Annotated in this window: 17 protein-coding genes and 1 pseudogene; 12 read left to right on the forward strand and 6 right to left on the reverse strand. The window is 72.5% G+C overall.

Annotation, left to right across the window (positions count from 1 at the left end):
* Positions 1–233 precede the first annotated feature (233 nt).
* The 8 genes and pseudogenes from ACFXMF_RS22665 to ACFXMF_RS22700 all read left to right on the forward strand — a co-directional run.
* Positions 234–1046: a hypothetical protein gene (locus tag ACFXMF_RS22665; protein WP_379988007.1), complete on the forward strand. Its 813-nt coding sequence runs from the start codon at positions 234–236 to the stop codon at positions 1044–1046.
* An 88-nt stretch (positions 1047–1134) separates the two neighbouring features.
* Entirely contained in the window at positions 1135–1791 is a 657-nt protein-coding gene (locus tag ACFXMF_RS22670; RefSeq protein ID WP_379988008.1) for a hypothetical protein, read from the forward strand.
* 196 nt (positions 1792–1987) lie between these two features.
* Positions 1988–2920 carry a pyridoxamine 5'-phosphate oxidase family protein gene (locus ACFXMF_RS22675; protein WP_360322041.1) on the forward strand — a complete coding sequence of 311 codons (933 nt, stop codon included), beginning with the start codon at positions 1988–1990 and terminating at the stop codon, positions 2918–2920.
* 28 nt (positions 2921–2948) lie between these two features.
* Entirely contained in the window at positions 2949–3158 is a 210-nt protein-coding gene (locus ACFXMF_RS22680; protein WP_379988009.1) for a ferredoxin, read from the forward strand.
* A gap of 65 nt (positions 3159–3223) precedes the next feature.
* Positions 3224–4132 (forward strand): PhzF family phenazine biosynthesis protein, encoded by a 909-nt coding sequence (locus tag ACFXMF_RS22685; RefSeq protein ID WP_360322047.1) that lies wholly within the window; start codon positions 3224–3226, stop codon positions 4130–4132.
* A gap of 131 nt (positions 4133–4263) precedes the next feature.
* A complete protein-coding gene (locus ACFXMF_RS22690; protein WP_360322050.1) occupies positions 4264–4716 on the forward strand; it encodes a DUF4267 domain-containing protein in 453 nt (150 codons plus the stop codon).
* Between the two features lie 166 nt (positions 4717–4882).
* Positions 4883–5269, forward strand: a complete 387-nt coding sequence (locus ACFXMF_RS22695) for a BlaI/MecI/CopY family transcriptional regulator (protein ID WP_360322053.1) — start codon at positions 4883–4885, stop codon at positions 5267–5269.
* Positions 5266–5787, forward strand: a pseudogene (locus tag ACFXMF_RS22700) (M48 family metalloprotease); the annotation flags it as partial. The gene ACFXMF_RS22695 and the pseudogene ACFXMF_RS22700, both read left to right, overlap by 4 nt.
* A 500-nt stretch (positions 5788–6287) precedes the next feature.
* Here ACFXMF_RS22700 and ACFXMF_RS22705 read toward each other — a convergent pair.
* Positions 6288–7004 carry an ATP-binding protein gene (locus ACFXMF_RS22705; protein WP_360322151.1) on the reverse strand — a complete coding sequence of 239 codons (717 nt, stop codon included), beginning with the start codon at positions 7002–7004 and terminating at the stop codon, positions 6288–6290.
* 79 nt (positions 7005–7083) lie between these two features.
* Here ACFXMF_RS22705 and ACFXMF_RS22710 point away from each other — a divergent pair, with 79 nt between their 5' ends.
* The 4 genes from ACFXMF_RS22710 (at position 7084) to ACFXMF_RS22725 (ending at position 10496) form a co-directional block, all read left to right on the forward strand.
* Positions 7084–7284 (forward strand): DUF1918 domain-containing protein, encoded by a 201-nt coding sequence (locus ACFXMF_RS22710; protein ID WP_360322056.1) that lies wholly within the window; start codon positions 7084–7086, stop codon positions 7282–7284.
* A gap of 159 nt (positions 7285–7443) precedes the next feature.
* Positions 7444–8304, forward strand: coding sequence for an arginase family protein (locus ACFXMF_RS22715; RefSeq protein WP_379988010.1), 861 nt, complete (start codon positions 7444–7446; stop codon positions 8302–8304).
* A 147-nt stretch (positions 8305–8451) separates the two neighbouring features.
* Positions 8452–9228: a VOC family protein gene (locus ACFXMF_RS22720; RefSeq protein ID WP_360322062.1), complete on the forward strand. Its 777-nt coding sequence runs from the start codon at positions 8452–8454 to the stop codon at positions 9226–9228.
* A gap of 140 nt (positions 9229–9368) precedes the next feature.
* Positions 9369–10496: a PP2C family protein-serine/threonine phosphatase gene (locus tag ACFXMF_RS22725; protein ID WP_379988011.1), complete on the forward strand. Its 1128-nt coding sequence runs from the start codon at positions 9369–9371 to the stop codon at positions 10494–10496.
* A gap of 25 nt (positions 10497–10521) precedes the next feature.
* On the opposite strand, the gene ACFXMF_RS22730 is transcribed toward ACFXMF_RS22725, so the two are convergent.
* The 5 genes from ACFXMF_RS22730 to ACFXMF_RS22750 all read right to left on the reverse strand — a co-directional run bounded on the left by ACFXMF_RS22730 (position 10522) and on the right by ACFXMF_RS22750 (position 15177).
* Complete coding sequence (locus ACFXMF_RS22730; RefSeq protein ID WP_379988012.1) at positions 10522–11214, reverse strand: RraA family protein; 693 nt, start codon at positions 11212–11214, stop codon at positions 10522–10524.
* Between the two features lie 265 nt (positions 11215–11479).
* Positions 11480–12148 (reverse strand): response regulator transcription factor, encoded by a 669-nt coding sequence (locus tag ACFXMF_RS22735; protein WP_360322071.1) that lies wholly within the window; start codon positions 12146–12148, stop codon positions 11480–11482.
* A gap of 1 nt (position 12149) precedes the next feature.
* Positions 12150–13361, reverse strand: a complete 1212-nt coding sequence (locus ACFXMF_RS22740; RefSeq protein WP_360322074.1) for a histidine kinase — start codon at positions 13359–13361, stop codon at positions 12150–12152.
* Positions 13358–14218: an ABC transporter permease subunit gene (locus tag ACFXMF_RS22745; RefSeq protein WP_379988013.1), complete on the reverse strand. Its 861-nt coding sequence runs from the start codon at positions 14216–14218 to the stop codon at positions 13358–13360. Before ACFXMF_RS22745 ends, ACFXMF_RS22740 begins: the two co-directional genes overlap by 4 nt.
* Positions 14218–15177, reverse strand: a complete 960-nt coding sequence (locus ACFXMF_RS22750) for an ABC transporter ATP-binding protein (RefSeq protein WP_379988014.1) — start codon at positions 15175–15177, stop codon at positions 14218–14220. The genes ACFXMF_RS22745 and ACFXMF_RS22750 overlap by 1 nt, the downstream gene beginning before the upstream one ends.
* Positions 15178–15425: the final 248 nt, after the last annotated feature.

Below are 15425 nucleotides of genomic sequence, written 5' to 3' on the forward strand. Positions count from 1 at the left end.
TCATCCCAACACGCCCAAACCCAACCTGAACCAACCCAGCCCAACACGCCCCAACCCAACTCGATCCGCCCCGATCCGACCCGCCCCGATCCCCCATCCCCCGGCAGGCACCACGCCCGGAGCGGGGGCCGGCACCAGCGCCGAGTCTGGGGGTCGCCGGATACTGCCCGGGGGTCCGGCTTCCCTACCTTCAGGGGGAGTCAGTCATCCGCCGAAACAAGGGGACGATCAGCGTGGATCGCACGAGAAACCGCAAGTTGGCCAGGGTCGTCGCAAGTGCCGGACTCGCGCTCGGCGCCGTGGGACTGTGCACCGCCCCGGCCCTGGCGAACGGTCGACCGGCACCCCCAACCGCCTCGAACCCAGCCGCCACGAACCCAGCCGCCTCACCCCCGGCCGCCACGCCGCTGCCCGCCTTCGACTTCACCGACTGCCCCGCGCTGCCGGCGAGCGCCGACCCGAACAAGTGGCGCTGCGAAGTGCACGTCGCCACCGGCCGGATGCGACTCGGCGGACTCGACGTCCCGCTCCGGCCGATGACCATCACCCATGCCGAGGGACCGCTGCCCGACGGCTCGACCGGGCAGGTGTTCGGGGCGCTGCACGCGACGCCGAGCCCGGCCGCCGGTGGCCTGCTCGGCATCCCCGGACTCCCCGAGCAGGCCCCCGTCCTGGGGGTGAACGTCGAGACCAGGTACGGCGGTTGGTTCGATTTCCTATCGCACGGTACGTCCGCCGGTGGGCTGGACGTGACGCTCGCCCTGGGTGGGCCGTTGTTGCCCAAGGACTGTTCGATCGGCACCGCCGAACACCCGATCCGGCTGACCATGATGCGCAAGGGCCCCAACGAATGGGTGTCCAAGGACCCGCCCATCCTCAAGGGCACGTTGTGGGACAACACCGTCGCGCTCCCGGCCGCCACGAACTGCGGCCCACTGGGCACGCTCCTCAACGGGCGCAACCACCTGCCCTCGCCCGCCGGCGACAACTCGATCACCCTGGACGGCCTCTACACGTTCAAGACCTACGCCCAACTGGGCCGCTGACCCCGCACGCACTCCGGCACCGACCGGGCCAACGCGGATGGCCGTACCCTGGCGCGGCCATCCCGCGACGGAGCGACAAGGGGAGCACGTGGACCTGGCGACGCGATATCAAGGTCTGTACGAGGCGGCGCTGTTCACCGCGGAGTGTGCCGAGGACGCCTACCCGCTCGGCGCCCTCGATGCCCCGCTCCGATCGTGGATTCGCCGGGAACTCGCCCCGCGCGCACACAGTTTGGCGTACTGCGACAATCGGCTCGACGTCGCGACGGCGGTCGAGGGTCTGGCCGCGATCGCGCCGGGCTATGCGGAGTTGCGTCGGGACCTGTTCGGCGACCTGCACCACCTCGGCCGGCCCGTACCGATCTGGCGGGCGGTCGGCGCCCATCTCGCCGTGCTCGCGCCCCTCCAGGTCTGGCGACAACCGCCCGCCTACGCCCTCTCGCTGCGCGACGCGGGCACGGCTCCGGGCGACGTCCAGTCGTGGGACTTCACGGTCTTCCCACGCTCGGGCGATCCTCGCCATCCGGGCACCGTGCACCCGGTGATGTTGTTCCCGGACACGGACCCGACCTCGCGCCCGGGGCCGGTCCCGCGCACCGCACAGGTGACCGGGGAACTCGAGGATCAACGCGTGCACTATGAGCAACTCACCTACGGCTTCCAGGCGTTGGGCCGCCAAGTGCACTTCGCCGCCCTGTCCGACCCCGATCGAGGACAGCACCCACCGCCACTTCCCGCCACCTGAACGAAAAGCCCGCCCCGAACAGTCCGCCCCGAACGGCCCCGCCGTCCGGGGCGGAGTCGTTTCCGGACCCGGAAATCGAAGACGAGGACGCTTTCTCCTTCTAATGGTTCGTGGTGTGTGTAATCATTAGATAGAGCGACGGGGACACTGCCCCGCCCTTTCGTCACACACCGAACCATCAACGGAGGGGGATGCCGTGGCCACCCGATACCACCGCGGAGAACGCGCGGTGCAGGATCGCGCCGACCTGACTCGGCAGGCGTCGTTCGCACTCGGCGGCATCGGGGAGTCCATCCCGCCGGTCGCCGCCGCGTTCCTCGCGGAGCAGCCCATGATCATCGTCGGCGGCACCGACGCCGCGGGCCGCCTCTGGTCCTCGCAACTGGTCGGTGCCCCCGGCTTCCTGCGCGTCCCCGACCCACGCACGCTCCTGGTCGATGCGCTCCCGCTCGCCGCGGACCCGCTCGCGGCGGCCCTCGCCGGGCCGAGCACGGTCGGCATGATCGCCATCGAGCCGACGTCCCGACGCCGGATGCGGATCAACGGCCGCTCCACACCGGTGACCGGCGGCCTGCGCGTCGACCTCGACCAGGTGATCGCCAACTGCCCCAAGTACATCCAGAAACGCGACTTCCGCTTCCTCTCCGACCCGAGGTCCGAACCGGAGTCCGCTCCCCGCCCCGCCACCGCGCCGCCCACCCGAGGCGTCGCCCTCACGCCCGCCCAACAGCAGACCCTGCGGGCCACCGACACCTTCTTCGTGGCCAGTTCGGACGAAGCCGGCAACACCGACGCGTCGCACCGAGGTGGCAATCCCGGCTTCGTCCAAGTGTTGTCCCCCACCGTGCTGCGCTGGCCGGACTACGTCGGCAACGCCATGTTCCTCACCCTGGGCAACCTCGAACTCCATCCGGCGGCCGGTCTGTTGGTGCCCGGCTGGGACACCGGATCGACTTTGCATCTGACCGGCGCCGCCCGCACCATCTGGGACGCGGACGAAGTCGCCCGGGTGCCGGGAGCGCAGCGCCTGGTCGAGTTCACCGTCACCGGCGTGGTGGAGATCCCCGACGCCGTCCCGCTGCGCTGGAGTGCGCCGAACTACTCCCGCTTCAACCCGCCCGTGAACTGAACGACCCACCGGACAAGGGAGTTGCCGCATGCGCGTCACCGTGGACACGAACCTGTGCCAGAGCCACGGCCAGTGCGTCTTCGCCGCACCCGCCGTCTTCTCCTTCGACGAGGACGACTACCTGCACTACGACACCAACCCCTCGGACGAGTACGCCGCACACGTACGCGCCGCCGCCTCCATGTGCCCGGTCCGCGCGATCACCGTCGACGCCGACGCACCGCGTGGCGAGGCGTGATTCGGCGCGGCCCGCCACCGCCTCGACCCCGCACGGGCCCGGTTCGGGCGGCATACGCTCGGGCCATGCCTTCGACTGCCATCGACTACCACCACGTCGACGTCTTCGCCGACCGCCCCTACACCGGCAACAGCCTCGCGGTCTTCGTCGATCCGCCGGCCCTGGACGCCGCGCAGATGCTCCGGATCACCCAGGAGCTGCGGCACTTCGAGACGATCTTCGTCACCACCCCGGACGCCGACGACGTGGTGCACGCCCGGGTGTTCGACCTGTTCGAGGAACTCGCGTTCGCCGGGCACCCGGTCCTCGGCGCCGGCGCCGTCCTGCACGCCGGGTCGGGCGCCGCCGTCGGCGAGGAACGCCGTTGGACGATCGCCCTGTCCGACCGGGTCGTCCCGGTGCGCACCCGGGCCGACGCCGACGGCCGGGTGTCCGCCGTGCTCGACCAGGGTCGGCCGGAGTGGATTCCCGCACCGGACCCGGCGCGCCGGACGGAGATCGCCGCAGCCCTGGGCCTGGACCCGGCCGACCTGGATCCGACGTTGCCGGTGGAGGTGGTCTCCACCGGCCTGCGCTACCTGGTCGTCCCGGTCGACGGCGCCGACCCGCTCGGCCGGGCCCGGATCGTGCACCCGGACTTCGGAGCCTTCCTGGCCGGCTTCGGCGCCGAGTTCGCCTACCTGCTGGACGCGAGCGCACCCGAGGGCCGGCACTGGAACAACGACGGCGGATTGGAGGACGTCGCCACCGGCAGTGCCGCCGGCTGCGTCGCGGCCTACCTGCTGCGCCACGGCCTGGCCCACACCGGCGCGGCACGCACCCTGTCCCAGGGCCGCTTCGTCGGCCGCCCCAGCACCCTGACCATCACCGCGCACGGCACTGCCGAGAACGTGGAGCGGATCACCGTCGGCGGCACCGTCGCCATGGTGGGCACCGGCACCCTGCACGCCCCGCCACCGCCGCGCCGCGCGTAGCGAGCCTGCGGCGGCCGGCGCGGGCCGCGCTCCAAGTCGTTTCCATGCGCCTTCCAGGATCCCCCGGCGAGAGTTCTTCCAGGACGACGAAGACCGCCCGATCCGAACCACCGCCTCACGGGGAGACCACCATGAACGTCAGGAACCTCACCACCACCCTGGCCGCACTCGGCGGCCTGTTCATCCTCTACATCGGCCTCTCCTTCCTGATCGCCCCGCAGTCGAGCGCGTCCGGGTTCGGTCTGCCGAGTTGGCCCGAGCACGAGGGCACCGCCTTCCTGGCCATCAAGGGCGTGCGTGACCTGGGCACCGGGCTGGTGCTCTTCGCGCTCCTGCTGACCGGTCACCGGCGAGCGCTGGGGTGGGCGATGCTGGCCATGTCCTTCATACCCGCCGGCGACATGGTGATCGTGCTGAGCAACGAGGGCTCGACCGGCAAGGCCCTCGGCATCCACGGCCTCACCGCGGTCCTGGTCGCGCTGACCGCCGGCCTGCTGCTGCGCGAACGCCCGGCGGCCCGGGCGGCGATGCCCACGACCGCCTCCCAGGCCACGACCCGGATCCCGGCCCCCGCGACGCGTTGACCCGCTCGGCCTCGACCCGGCCGCCCGCCCCGACCGCCCTTGCGGCGACGGGACGGGCGGCCGGCGTGTGTCGGGCAGCCTCCGACGGGCGCCCGCGAGCGGGTACCGTCGAGACCCGCGACCGGCCGGAGCGGGCGCGCCCGGACACCGGAGGAAGGAGCACGCGATGGACGAATCGCCACGGGTACAGGGCGAGTTGCAGGCCGAGATCATGGCCGTGTTGTGGCGGATCGAAGCCGGCACCGTCGAGCGCATCCGATCCGAACTGGCCGAGCCCTCGCGCGGGGCCTACACGACGGTGCAGACCGTGTGCAATCGGTTGGCCGAGCGCGGTCTGTTGGCCCGGGCCCGGGAGGGGCAGGCTTTCGTGTATCGGCCCGCCGTGACCGAGGCCGACTACGTATCGTCCTCGGTGAGTTCCGCGCTGGCCGCCGCGTCCGCACCGGCCCGCCGGGTGGCCCTCGCGCAACTGGTCGGCGGGCTGGACGTGTCGGAGTTGGCGGACCTGCGCGAACTCGCCCGCCGGATCGAACGGGAGCGCGACGCGCGATGAACACGCTCGCCGTCCCGGCCGCGCTCCTGGCCGCGGCGGTGGTGACACCACACCTGCTCCCCCTGGATCGGGTCCGCCCGGTGGGCGCGGCGACGGTATGGGGAACCGCCCTGGTGGCCCGCGCCGTCATCGCGATCGGCGCCGCGCTCACCGCGGTGATCTGCCTGCCGGACACCCCACGCCTCGCACGTTGGCTGCGCGAGTTGCCGCATCAGTTGATCGCCGGCGTCGGGGACACCGAACTGCTGCTGGTCGGGCTGACGTTCCTGGCCGTGGCCGCCACCGTCCGACGTCTGTGGGCCTGCCTGAGCGGCGCCCGCGCCCCCGCGCATCCGCTCCCGCTGCCCGGTCCCGGCGGCAGCATCGTGGTCGGCGACCGCGAGGTGCTGCTCGCCGCGGTGGGTTGGCGACATCGGGCGATCGTGGTCAGCGCGGGCGCGTTGGCCGCGCTGGACGACGACGAGTCGGCGGCCGGACTGGCCCACGAACAGGGCCACATCTCCCGCGCGCACCACTGGTGGCAGGCCGGCGCCGAGGTCTGCCGACTGCTCGCCGGATGGCTGCCCGGGACCGCCCGGGCCGGCGACGAACTGTCCTTCCACCTGGAACGCGACGCCGACGTGTGGGCGGTCGACCACGACCACGACCCACTCGTCCTGGCGAGCGCGGTGTGCAAGGCCGCGCTCGCCGCACCGGTCGGTACCGTCGCCGCGCCGCATCGGCTGATCGGCCGCTCACCGGCCTACGCCGGCCGCCGCATCCGACTGCTCCTGGAGGGTTGCCCGATCGGTACCCGGCGGCGCAACGCGGCCGTTCGCGCCGGGGCGCTCACCATGGCGGGCCTGGTGGTGGGCACGACCCTGGTCGGCACCGCACACTTCGGCACCACCCTGGTCCGCTGCCACATCACCGACGCCTGCACCCACCCGGCCCGGTTCGCCCACCCCCGCCAGGCCCCGTCCGGCGGCGCGGCCCCACCGAGATCCGGCGGACAGGGCCCAGGGGCCCCGGGCGACGCCTACGAGCCGGCGTCCTCCGGATCGCCCCGCGAAATCGTGGCCCACACCAGCAGTTCCCCCGCCAACGGCCGGCTCCCCCACTCCAACGCCAGCGCCTCGACCAGTCGAAGCCCACGACCGCACTCGCGTTCCCAGACCGACAGGTCCCAGAGCGATTCCTCCGGAGCCGCATCCGTCGGCATCGAATCGTCGAACCCCGCCCACGCACTCGGCGCCGGCGCCCTGCGCTGCTCCGGCAACGCCCGCGGTCCGAGCGAGGCACCGGACACCGCCGACCCGTTGGCGCGGGACAGCCGCCTGGGCCGAGCATGCCGATTGCGCACCGCCACGTGTATGGACTCCGCGTCCAGCCGCACGTCCAGGTCCATCGTCGGCCCGCTGCCGTAGCGGACCGCGTTGCTCAGCAGTTCACTGGCGACCAGTTGCGCGGTGTGCACGTCGTCCTCGTGCACGTGCCACCGGCGCAGGGCCGCGACCAACACGCGCCGCGCGCGCGGCACCTCGGCGGGGACCGCGTCGAACACCGCTCCGCCCCGAAGCGATGTCGGGCGTGCCGTGCGGGCCGGGCCGGCCGGGTCCGCCGGGTCGGCCGGCCCGCCACCTGCAAGCTGCGCCATCGCACGTCTCTCCTCACCGGGCAGAGTAAGTCCTACGCACTGTAGGAGAGATCCGGCCCGGACTCCAGCCACCGGCTCCGCCCGATCGCACCCACCCATCACCACACGTAATCATCCTGTTACCATGCGAATACTCGGGGTCTCGCCGCACGCCATCCACCCAGAGGAGCCAGGCCGCATGCACGCCACCAAGGGCGATCGCCTTCTCATCCACGGCCGAGTCGTCGGCCAACAGGACCACTTCGTGGAGATCGTCGAGGTCCTGGGCCCCGACGGCACCCCGCCCTATCGAGTACGGGCCGCCGACGGACACGAATCGATCATGTCGCCGGGCCCGGACTCGGTGGTCGAGCATCACGACGCCGCCGACGCCGACTAGCCTCTCGGCCCTTCCCGAACATCCCTCCGCGCCGCCGACCACGCGCCGGGCCGCACCCGGCTCAGCACGGCGGCGCGGAGTCGGTCGGCGCACCCGCCCACCCCCGTCGCGCCCCAAAGTCCTGGACAGCCCACGCCCACCCCTGCAAATGTATGTCGAGTGAAACATATTCATGCATCACCCGGCTTCGAACACCTTCTGGTCGCCCCCCAATGGCAGGGGTCCGGCACCGCCCACCCCGACCGACTGGTCGCGGGCGCGCACCGGTTGAGCGCACTGCTTCCCGCGCGGCGCCGTACGATCCTCGCCATCGACGCGGATCCGGCCCCGGACCGGGACGGCGTGCGCCGACTCGACGCCCTGGCCCGCGCGCGCTCGGCCGTGCGGGAGGTGCTGGCCGAGTGGGGCGACGGCCCCCTGTGCACCGTGGGCGGCGACTGCGGTGTCGAACTCGCGCCGATCGCGCACGCGGTGGCTCGGCACGGCGAACGCCTCGCGGTGGTGTGGTTCGACGCCCACCCCGACCTGAACACCCCGGACGATTCCCCCTCGGGCGCCTTCCACGGCATGGTGCTGCGCACCCTGCTGGGCGACGGCCCCACCGCGCTCCTGCCGCCACCGGATCAACGGCCGTCCGCGCAGCGGCTCGTCCTGGCCGGAGTGCGCGCCGTCGACCCGGCCGAAGCACACTTCATCGAGGCCGAAGGCATTCGCCGGTTGTCCGTCGAGCAATGCGACGACCCGAGCCGACTGGTGGCCGCCGTGGCCGCCACCGGGGCCACGCATGTCTACCTGCACGTCGATCTCGACGTGCTGGACCCGAAGCGATTCGGCGCGTTGTCCGTCCCGGAGCCCGACGGCCTGGAGCCGGCCCGGTTGGGCGCGGCGTTGCGCGCGCTTGCCGAGGAATTCACCGTGGCCGGGCTGGGCATCACCGAGCACGCGCCGGCGCCCGCGGCCGACTCGACCCGCGACGACCGCGTCCTGCACGAGATCTTCGACGGCCTGGCACCGCTGTAGCCGGATCACCCGTACGGCGCAGGAACGGCGACACCTCGGGCCCGGGCCCGCGCGCTGGCGGGCCCGGCGCCGGTGTCCGGCGTCAGACTGGGCAAGTCACTACAAAAAATGTCATTCGGGTCGCCGGCGGCCCGGCAAAGGAGCGACGTGCTCAGCACCGACTTCGTGACGGGTTCGCCGAACTGGCTGGACCTGGGCAGCCCCGACCCCACCGCCGCGGCGACCTTCTACGGCGCCGTCTTCGACTGGGACTTCGAGTCCGCCGGCCCCGACGCCGGCGGCTACGGCCTCTTCCGGCAGGAGGGCAAGACCGTCGCCGGGCTCGGTCCGCTCACCGAGGAGGGCGCGTCGTCCGCGTGGACGGTGTACTTCCGGACCCCCGACGCCGACGCCACCGCCGCGGCCACCGCGAAGAGCGGCGGAACGGTTCGAGTGGCGCCGTTCGACGTCATGGAGATGGGCCGGATGTCCCCGCTGACCGATCCGGCCGGCGCCGATTTCGCCGTCTGGCAACCCGGCACCTTCCACGGCTCGGAGTTGCTCGGCAAGCCCAACTCCCTGGCCTGGGTCGAACTGCACGGCGTCGAACCCGCCGCCGCGCTCGCCTTCTACGGAGGGTTGTTCGGCTGGCGTTCGCAGGAGTTCCAGATGCCCGGGATGACCTACACCGTGCTGTCCACGGCCGAGGGCGACCCGCAGGACACCTCGTTCGGCGGCATCGTTCCGGACTCGCACGGCCAGGACCCGCACTGGATCGCGTACTTCGAGGTCGCCGACGCGGACGACGTCGTGGAGCGGGCCAAGGTCAACCGCGGCTCGGTGCTCATGCCCGCCACCGACGTCCCCGAGGTCGGTCGCCTCGCCTGGCTGGCCGACCCCTTCGGCGCGCCCTTCGCCATCATCCGGAGCGCACCCCAGCCCTGAGGGCGTGCCCCCGCCTCGCGGTGGGCGTATCGAGCCGCGGCTCCGGGACGCCCACCGCGTCCGTTCGGGCGGCTTCACCTGTTCGGCGGGTGCCGCGAAGCCATCCGGGGGCCGGCTTCCCCACGATCATGGACGCAACAATGAGCAACCTGACACCACCGCGCGGGGTCGGGGCGGCGACCCGGTCGCTGGTCCGGCAGGTCGGGCTGCCCGTGAGCATTCTCGTCGTCGTCACGACCGTGGATCTGGCGACCGGATCCTCGACGGTCTACTACCCGTTCCTGCTGCTGGCGCCGACCCTGGCCGCCGCGACCGCACGGCCCCTGGCCATCCTGGTGATCGGCTGCGTCTCGCTGCCGCTGCGCTACTGGCTGGCCTCGCAGGACGGCTACCTGGGCCCCGAGTACAGCAACCTCTTCCAGGTCAGCACCTGGATGTACGTGATGGCGACCGCGCTGGCGATATACCTGTCCGCCGCCCGCATCCACCACGAACGGGCCCTGGTCGCGGTCTCCGAGGTGGCCGTCGCCGCGCAGCGGGCGATCCTGCTGCCGCCCAGCGACGATCTCGGCGGGGTGCGGCTGGCCGTACGCTACTTCGCGGTGGCCGAGGAGGCCGAGCTCGGCGGCGATCTCTACATCGCGCTGGACACGCCGTTCGGGGTGCGGGTGATCATCGGCGATGTGCTCGGCAAGGGCCTGGGGGCGGTCCGCACGGCCGCGATCACGATCGGCGCGTTTCGCGAGGCCGCGTACGACGAACCCGAACTGGGCACCGTGGCACGCCGGATCGACACCAGTGTGGCCAGGAACGCGCCGGAGCGGTTCGTCACCGCGCTCCTGGTCGAGGTCCGTCCCGAACACGTGGCCTTCACCCATCGCGGTCACGAGGAGCCGGTGGCGATCCGGGCGGACGGCGCCGTGCATGTGCTCGAACCGCCCGAGCCCGGCCTGCCGTTGGGCCTGGGCGACCTGGATCCGGAGCCGCCCCGCCCGTGGGTGGTGCCGTTTCGCGAGGGCGACCTGCTGTTGCTGATGACCGACGGGTTCGCCGACGCGCGGGACACGAGTGGCCGGCACTATCCGCTGGTCGAGCGGATCCGGGCGTTGTTCGGCGAGGGTCGGGTGACCGCCGATCCGGTCCTGGCGGTGGAACGGTTGGGCGACGACCTGGTCCGGCACATCGGCGTGCTCCGACTCGCCGACGACGCGCTGGTCCTGGCACTCGCGCGCGCCCCCGACCCGCCGGACCATCCGCCCGGGTCCTGACCGCGGTGCCGGCGGTGGGCCGGTGCTACTCCTCGATCGCGCCGCCGGTGCGGCGCAGGTGCCGGCGGAACGTGTACGACGGGTCGATCGCGCGGCGGGCCAGATAGTCGTCGAATGTGGTCTGTCGGCGCAGCGTCTCGCCGGCCCGGATCCGGCGGGCCTGTTCGCGCTCGGTGTCGCGGATGCGCAGGGCCGTCGCGAGCACCTCGGCGGCCCGATCGGCGGCGAGGAACACCACGCCGTCCCGGTCGCCGAAGACGAGGTCGGCGGTGCTCACCAGGTGCGGCCCGAACCGGGCGGTGCTCAGCGCCTCGGGCTCGCGCTCGTGCAGCCGGGTCGGGCCGGGCGGGAAGTTGCCGTAGCTGAACACCGGCAGGCCGATCTCCACCAGTTCCGGCGTGTCGCGGTGCAGCCCCCACACCACCAGGGCCGCCACCCCCGCCGCCTCGGCCTCCAGGACCGCCAGGTCGCCGACGCACGCCTCGTCGGTACGACCGCCGTTGTCGATCACCAACACGTCCCCCGGCTCGGCCGCACCGAACGCCTCCAGGAACACGTCGACGCTGCCGTAGTGCCGAACCGGCAACACCCGACCGGCGATGCGCTGCCCGGGGAGCACGGCGCCGATGCCCGGCGGGGCGACCCGCAGCGGCACCTGGTGTCGCACACACGCGTCCGCCACGAGCGGCGTGGAGAGTTCGGCGAAGATCTTCGACATGGCGTGCTCCGTGGCTCGGCGTCGTCCTGCGGGGACGCGCGCGGATGCGGCGAGACAGCCCCGCGATGCTATCCGCGCCCGCTTCCGGACATCGACGATCCGGAGTTCGAAAGCTCCCGGTTCGGGTCGCGGTGCGGTGGCCGCCGCCGGTGTGGTGTGCGTGTTGCCGGCCATGGCGACGAAGGGGGCCGCGCCCCGGCCACGGCGGCACGCGGCTCCCGAGCCGGGCGTCGTCGGGGTTCGCAGCGGCGGCCGGCGCCGGGGCTCAGAGCGGCTGCACCAGGCGGCTCTCGTACGCGACCACCACCGCCTGGACCCGGTCGCGAACGCCGAGTTTGGCCAGCACCCGGCTCACGTGCGTCTTGATCGTGGCGTCCGACAGGTGCAGGCGGGCGGCGATCTCCGCGTTGGACAGGCCGCGGGCGACCTCGATCAGCACGCCGCGTTCGCGCTCGGTCAACTGGGCCAGTCGCGGGTCCTCGGCGCCGGGCGTGACGTCGTGCTGCGGCAGCCGGTGCGCGAAGGTCTCCAACAGGCGGCGGGTGATCCGGGGGGCGACCACCGCGTCTCCCGCCGCCACCGAGCGGATCGCGCCCAGCAGTTCGGCGGGCAGCGCGTTCTTGAGCAGGAAGCCGGAGGCGCCCGCGCGCAGCCCGGCGAACGCGTACTCGTCCAGGTCGAACGTGGTCAGGATCAGCACCCTGGTCTCCGGGCAGCGCTCGGTGATCAGCCGGGTCGCCTCGATGCCGTCCATGCCCGGCATCCGTACGTCCATCAACACCACGTCCGGGCGCCTCAGTTCGGCCAACCGCACGGCCTCCTCGCCACAGTCGGCCTCGCCGGCCAGGCTCATGTCGTCCTGGGCGTCCAGGACCATCGTGAACGCCAACCGCAACAACGGCTGGTCGTCCACCACCAATACGTCGATGGCCACGTCAGGATCCTCCCGGATCGGTCAGGTGCAACAGCGCCGACACACGCCAGCCGCCTCCGGGCAACGGCCCGGCTTCCACGTCTCCACCGTAGACGGCGGCCCGTTCCCGCATGCCGGCCAGTCCGCGCCCGCCGCGCGGTTCGTCCCGCTCGCCGATCCCGATCCGGCGCGGGAGGCCGTCGTCGACCACGCTCAATTCCAATCGATCGGCCGAACTGCACACCCTGATCCGCGCGTTCGCCCCGGGCTGGGCGTGCTTGAGGGTGTTGGTCAGCGCCTCCTGGGCGAGTCGGTAGACCGCCAACTGGGCACCGGGCGGCACGTTCCGGGTGTCGCCCTGCACGGTGAGCGTGGTCGGCAGGCCGGCCGCGCGCACCTGTTCGGCCAGCGCGCCCAGCCGGGCCAGGTCCGGCTGCGGGTGTCGGGCGGCGTCGGGTTCGTCCTCGTGCAACACGCCCAGGAAGCGGCGCATCTCGGTGAGGGCCTGCCGACCGGTGCCGGACACCTGTTCCATCGCCGCGGCGGAGCGCTCCGGCTTGTTGTGCACGGTCATCGAGGCGGCGTCCGCGAGAGCCACCATCACCGACAGGTTGTGCGTGACGATGTCGTGCATCTCCCGGGCGATCCGCGAGCGTTCGGCCGCCACCGCGAGTTCGGCCTGCTGTTCCTGTTCGCGTTCCAGGCGTTGGGCGCGTTCCTCCAGGGCGGCCAGGTAGCGCCGACGGGTCCGCAGGTTGGCCCCGAGCACCGCCGCGGTCACGGCCATCGCGCTGAGCCCGACGAACGCGCCGAACCGGAACCCGTCGACGGTCCAGCGCGCGACCGCCAGCACGATGCCCACCTCCAGCACGGCGAGCGCGTACAACGTCCGGCGCCGGTTGCAGCTCGCGGCCACGGTGTACAGCGCGATCAGCAGACTCGCGTCCGCACCGGTGCGCGCGTCGATCGCCCACTGCCCGAGGGCCACGATCGCCACCGCCGTGAACACCACGATCGGGGCCCGGCGGCGCAGCGCGAGCGGCAGGGTCAGGGCCGCCCCGAACACCACCCAGCCGGACAACCGCAGCAGGTTCCCGGCCTCGAAGAGCAGCAACAGGGCCACCGCGAGGGTGCTGTCCGCCCAGATCGGATGGCTGCGGGTGAAGGCCACCACACGTGCCGGTACGACGGCGAGCCCGCGCTCGCCGCCGTACCGTCGCGACAGCGCGTTCACGCGTCGCGCCTGCGGAGCAACACCGCCGCCACCGCGAGCGTGACCGCGGCGTACAGCACGAACACCGTGATGCCCGCGCCCGGGGACAGCTCGTCCCCCTTCGGATGCCACCGGGTGAGTGCCTGACCGGCCTCGCTGGGCAGGTACTTGGTGATCCGGCTCTGCCAGTCGGAGGGCAACGCGCGCACCACCTCGGGCAGTACCAGCAGCAGCCCGAACACGATCGCGATACCGCCGGCGGCGTTGCGCACGATCGCGCCGATGCCGATCGCCAGGATGCCGGTGACGGCGAGGTAGACCGCGACGCCGACGACCACGCGCGGCACGCCCGGGTCACCGAGGGATACGTCGATGTTCTCCTTGGCCAACACCGCCTGCCCGCTCAGGAAGGCGACCAGGCAGGCGCCGAGCATCAGCACGAAGGTGACCACCCCGAACACCGCGGTCTTGGCCCACAACACCGGCAACCGGTGCGGCACCGCGGCGATGGTGGCCCGGATCGAACCGGTGGCGTATTCGCCGGTGACCACCAGGACGCCGAGGACGCCGATGGCCAGTTGGGCCAGATAGAGCCCGGTCAGGCTCGCGTTCGGGGCGGAGAGTCGGGCCTTCTCGGCGGCGCTCGTGTTCGGCCAGCGGTTGACCGTGCCGATGCAGACCAGCACGCCCAGGGCGATCACCAGGAAGACCGCGGCGACCAGCACCCAGAAGGTCGAGCGCAGGCTGCGCAGCTTGATCCACTCGGCGTTGAGCACCCGGACGAAGGTGACCCGGCCTCGGCCGGCGGCCCGGGAGACGAACCTGGGTCCGGTGCCGGTGCCGGTGCCGGTGCCGGGGGTGACGGTGCCGGCCGACATCACGCGACCTCGCCGCCGCGCCGGCGGGCCGGGCCCGCCGCCCGCGCGGACACGCCCTCGGGTACTCGATATTCGACCGCGTCGCGGGTCGATTCCATGAACGCCTCCTCCAGCGATGCCTGCTGCGGCACCAGTTCGAACAGGGTGATGCCGTGCGCCGACGCGAGCCGGCCGATGTCGTCGCTGGACACCCCGGTGACCTCCAGGACGTCCCGCTCGCGGCCGGTGACCCGCACCTCGGGTCCGAACAACAGCGCGCGCAACCGATCGGCGTCGGGCGTGCGGACCCGGACCTGGTTGGGCACGGCGTTGCGGATGAAGTCCGCGACCGAGGTGTCGGCGATCAGCCGACCGCGACCGACCACGATCAGGTGCTCCGCGGTCAGCGCCATCTCGCTCATCAGATGCGAGGAGAGGAAGACCGTGCGGCCCTCGGCGGCGAGCGACTTGAGCAGCGTGCGGATCCACAACACGCCCTCGGGGTCCAGCCCGTTGACCGGCTCGTCCAGCACCAGCGTGGCCGGGTCGCCCAGCAGCGCGGTGGCGAGGCCCAACCGCTGGCCCATCCCGAGGGAGAAGCCGCCGACCCGCTTGCGGGCCACCTCGTCCAGGCCGACCATCTCGATCACCTCGCGCACCCGGCGGGTGCGGATCCCGGTGGTGGCGGCCATCGACAACAGGTGGTTGTACGCGGAGCGCCCGGTGTGCACCGCCTTGGCCTCCAGCAGCGCGCCGACCTCGTGCAGCGGGGCGCGGTGGTCGGCGTAGCGGCGGCCGTTGACGGTGACCGTGCCCGAGGTCGGGTGGTCCAGGCCCAGAATCATCCGCATGGTGGTGGACTTGCCCGCGCCGTTGGGGCCCAGGAAGCCGGTGACGATGCCGGGACGGACCGTGAAGGTCAGTGCCTCGACGGCGGTCTTGGGCCCGTAGCGCTTGGTGAGTGCGTCGGCTTTGATCATCGCTGCCGTCTCCGTGGCTCCGGTGCTTCGGCGCCTCCGAGCGGAGGGCCACCGGGCGGGTGCCCGATCTGCCCTCAACGCTAGCCGGCGGCCGGCGCCCCGACGATCGCCGCGCGGGCGAACCTTGCGACGGCGTTCATGCGCCCGGAGGGTGAACGGATACGTCGCTGGGATGACACGGGGCTCGCCGGGAGGGCACGGGGTGGGGGTGTGGGAGGGGGGTGTGGGGGTGTGGGGGTGTGGGGGTG

Source organism: Embleya sp. NPDC059213 (genome assembly GCF_042754445.1).
In the GTDB taxonomy this organism is placed as follows: Bacteria; Actinomycetota; Actinomycetes; order Streptomycetales; family Streptomycetaceae; genus Embleya.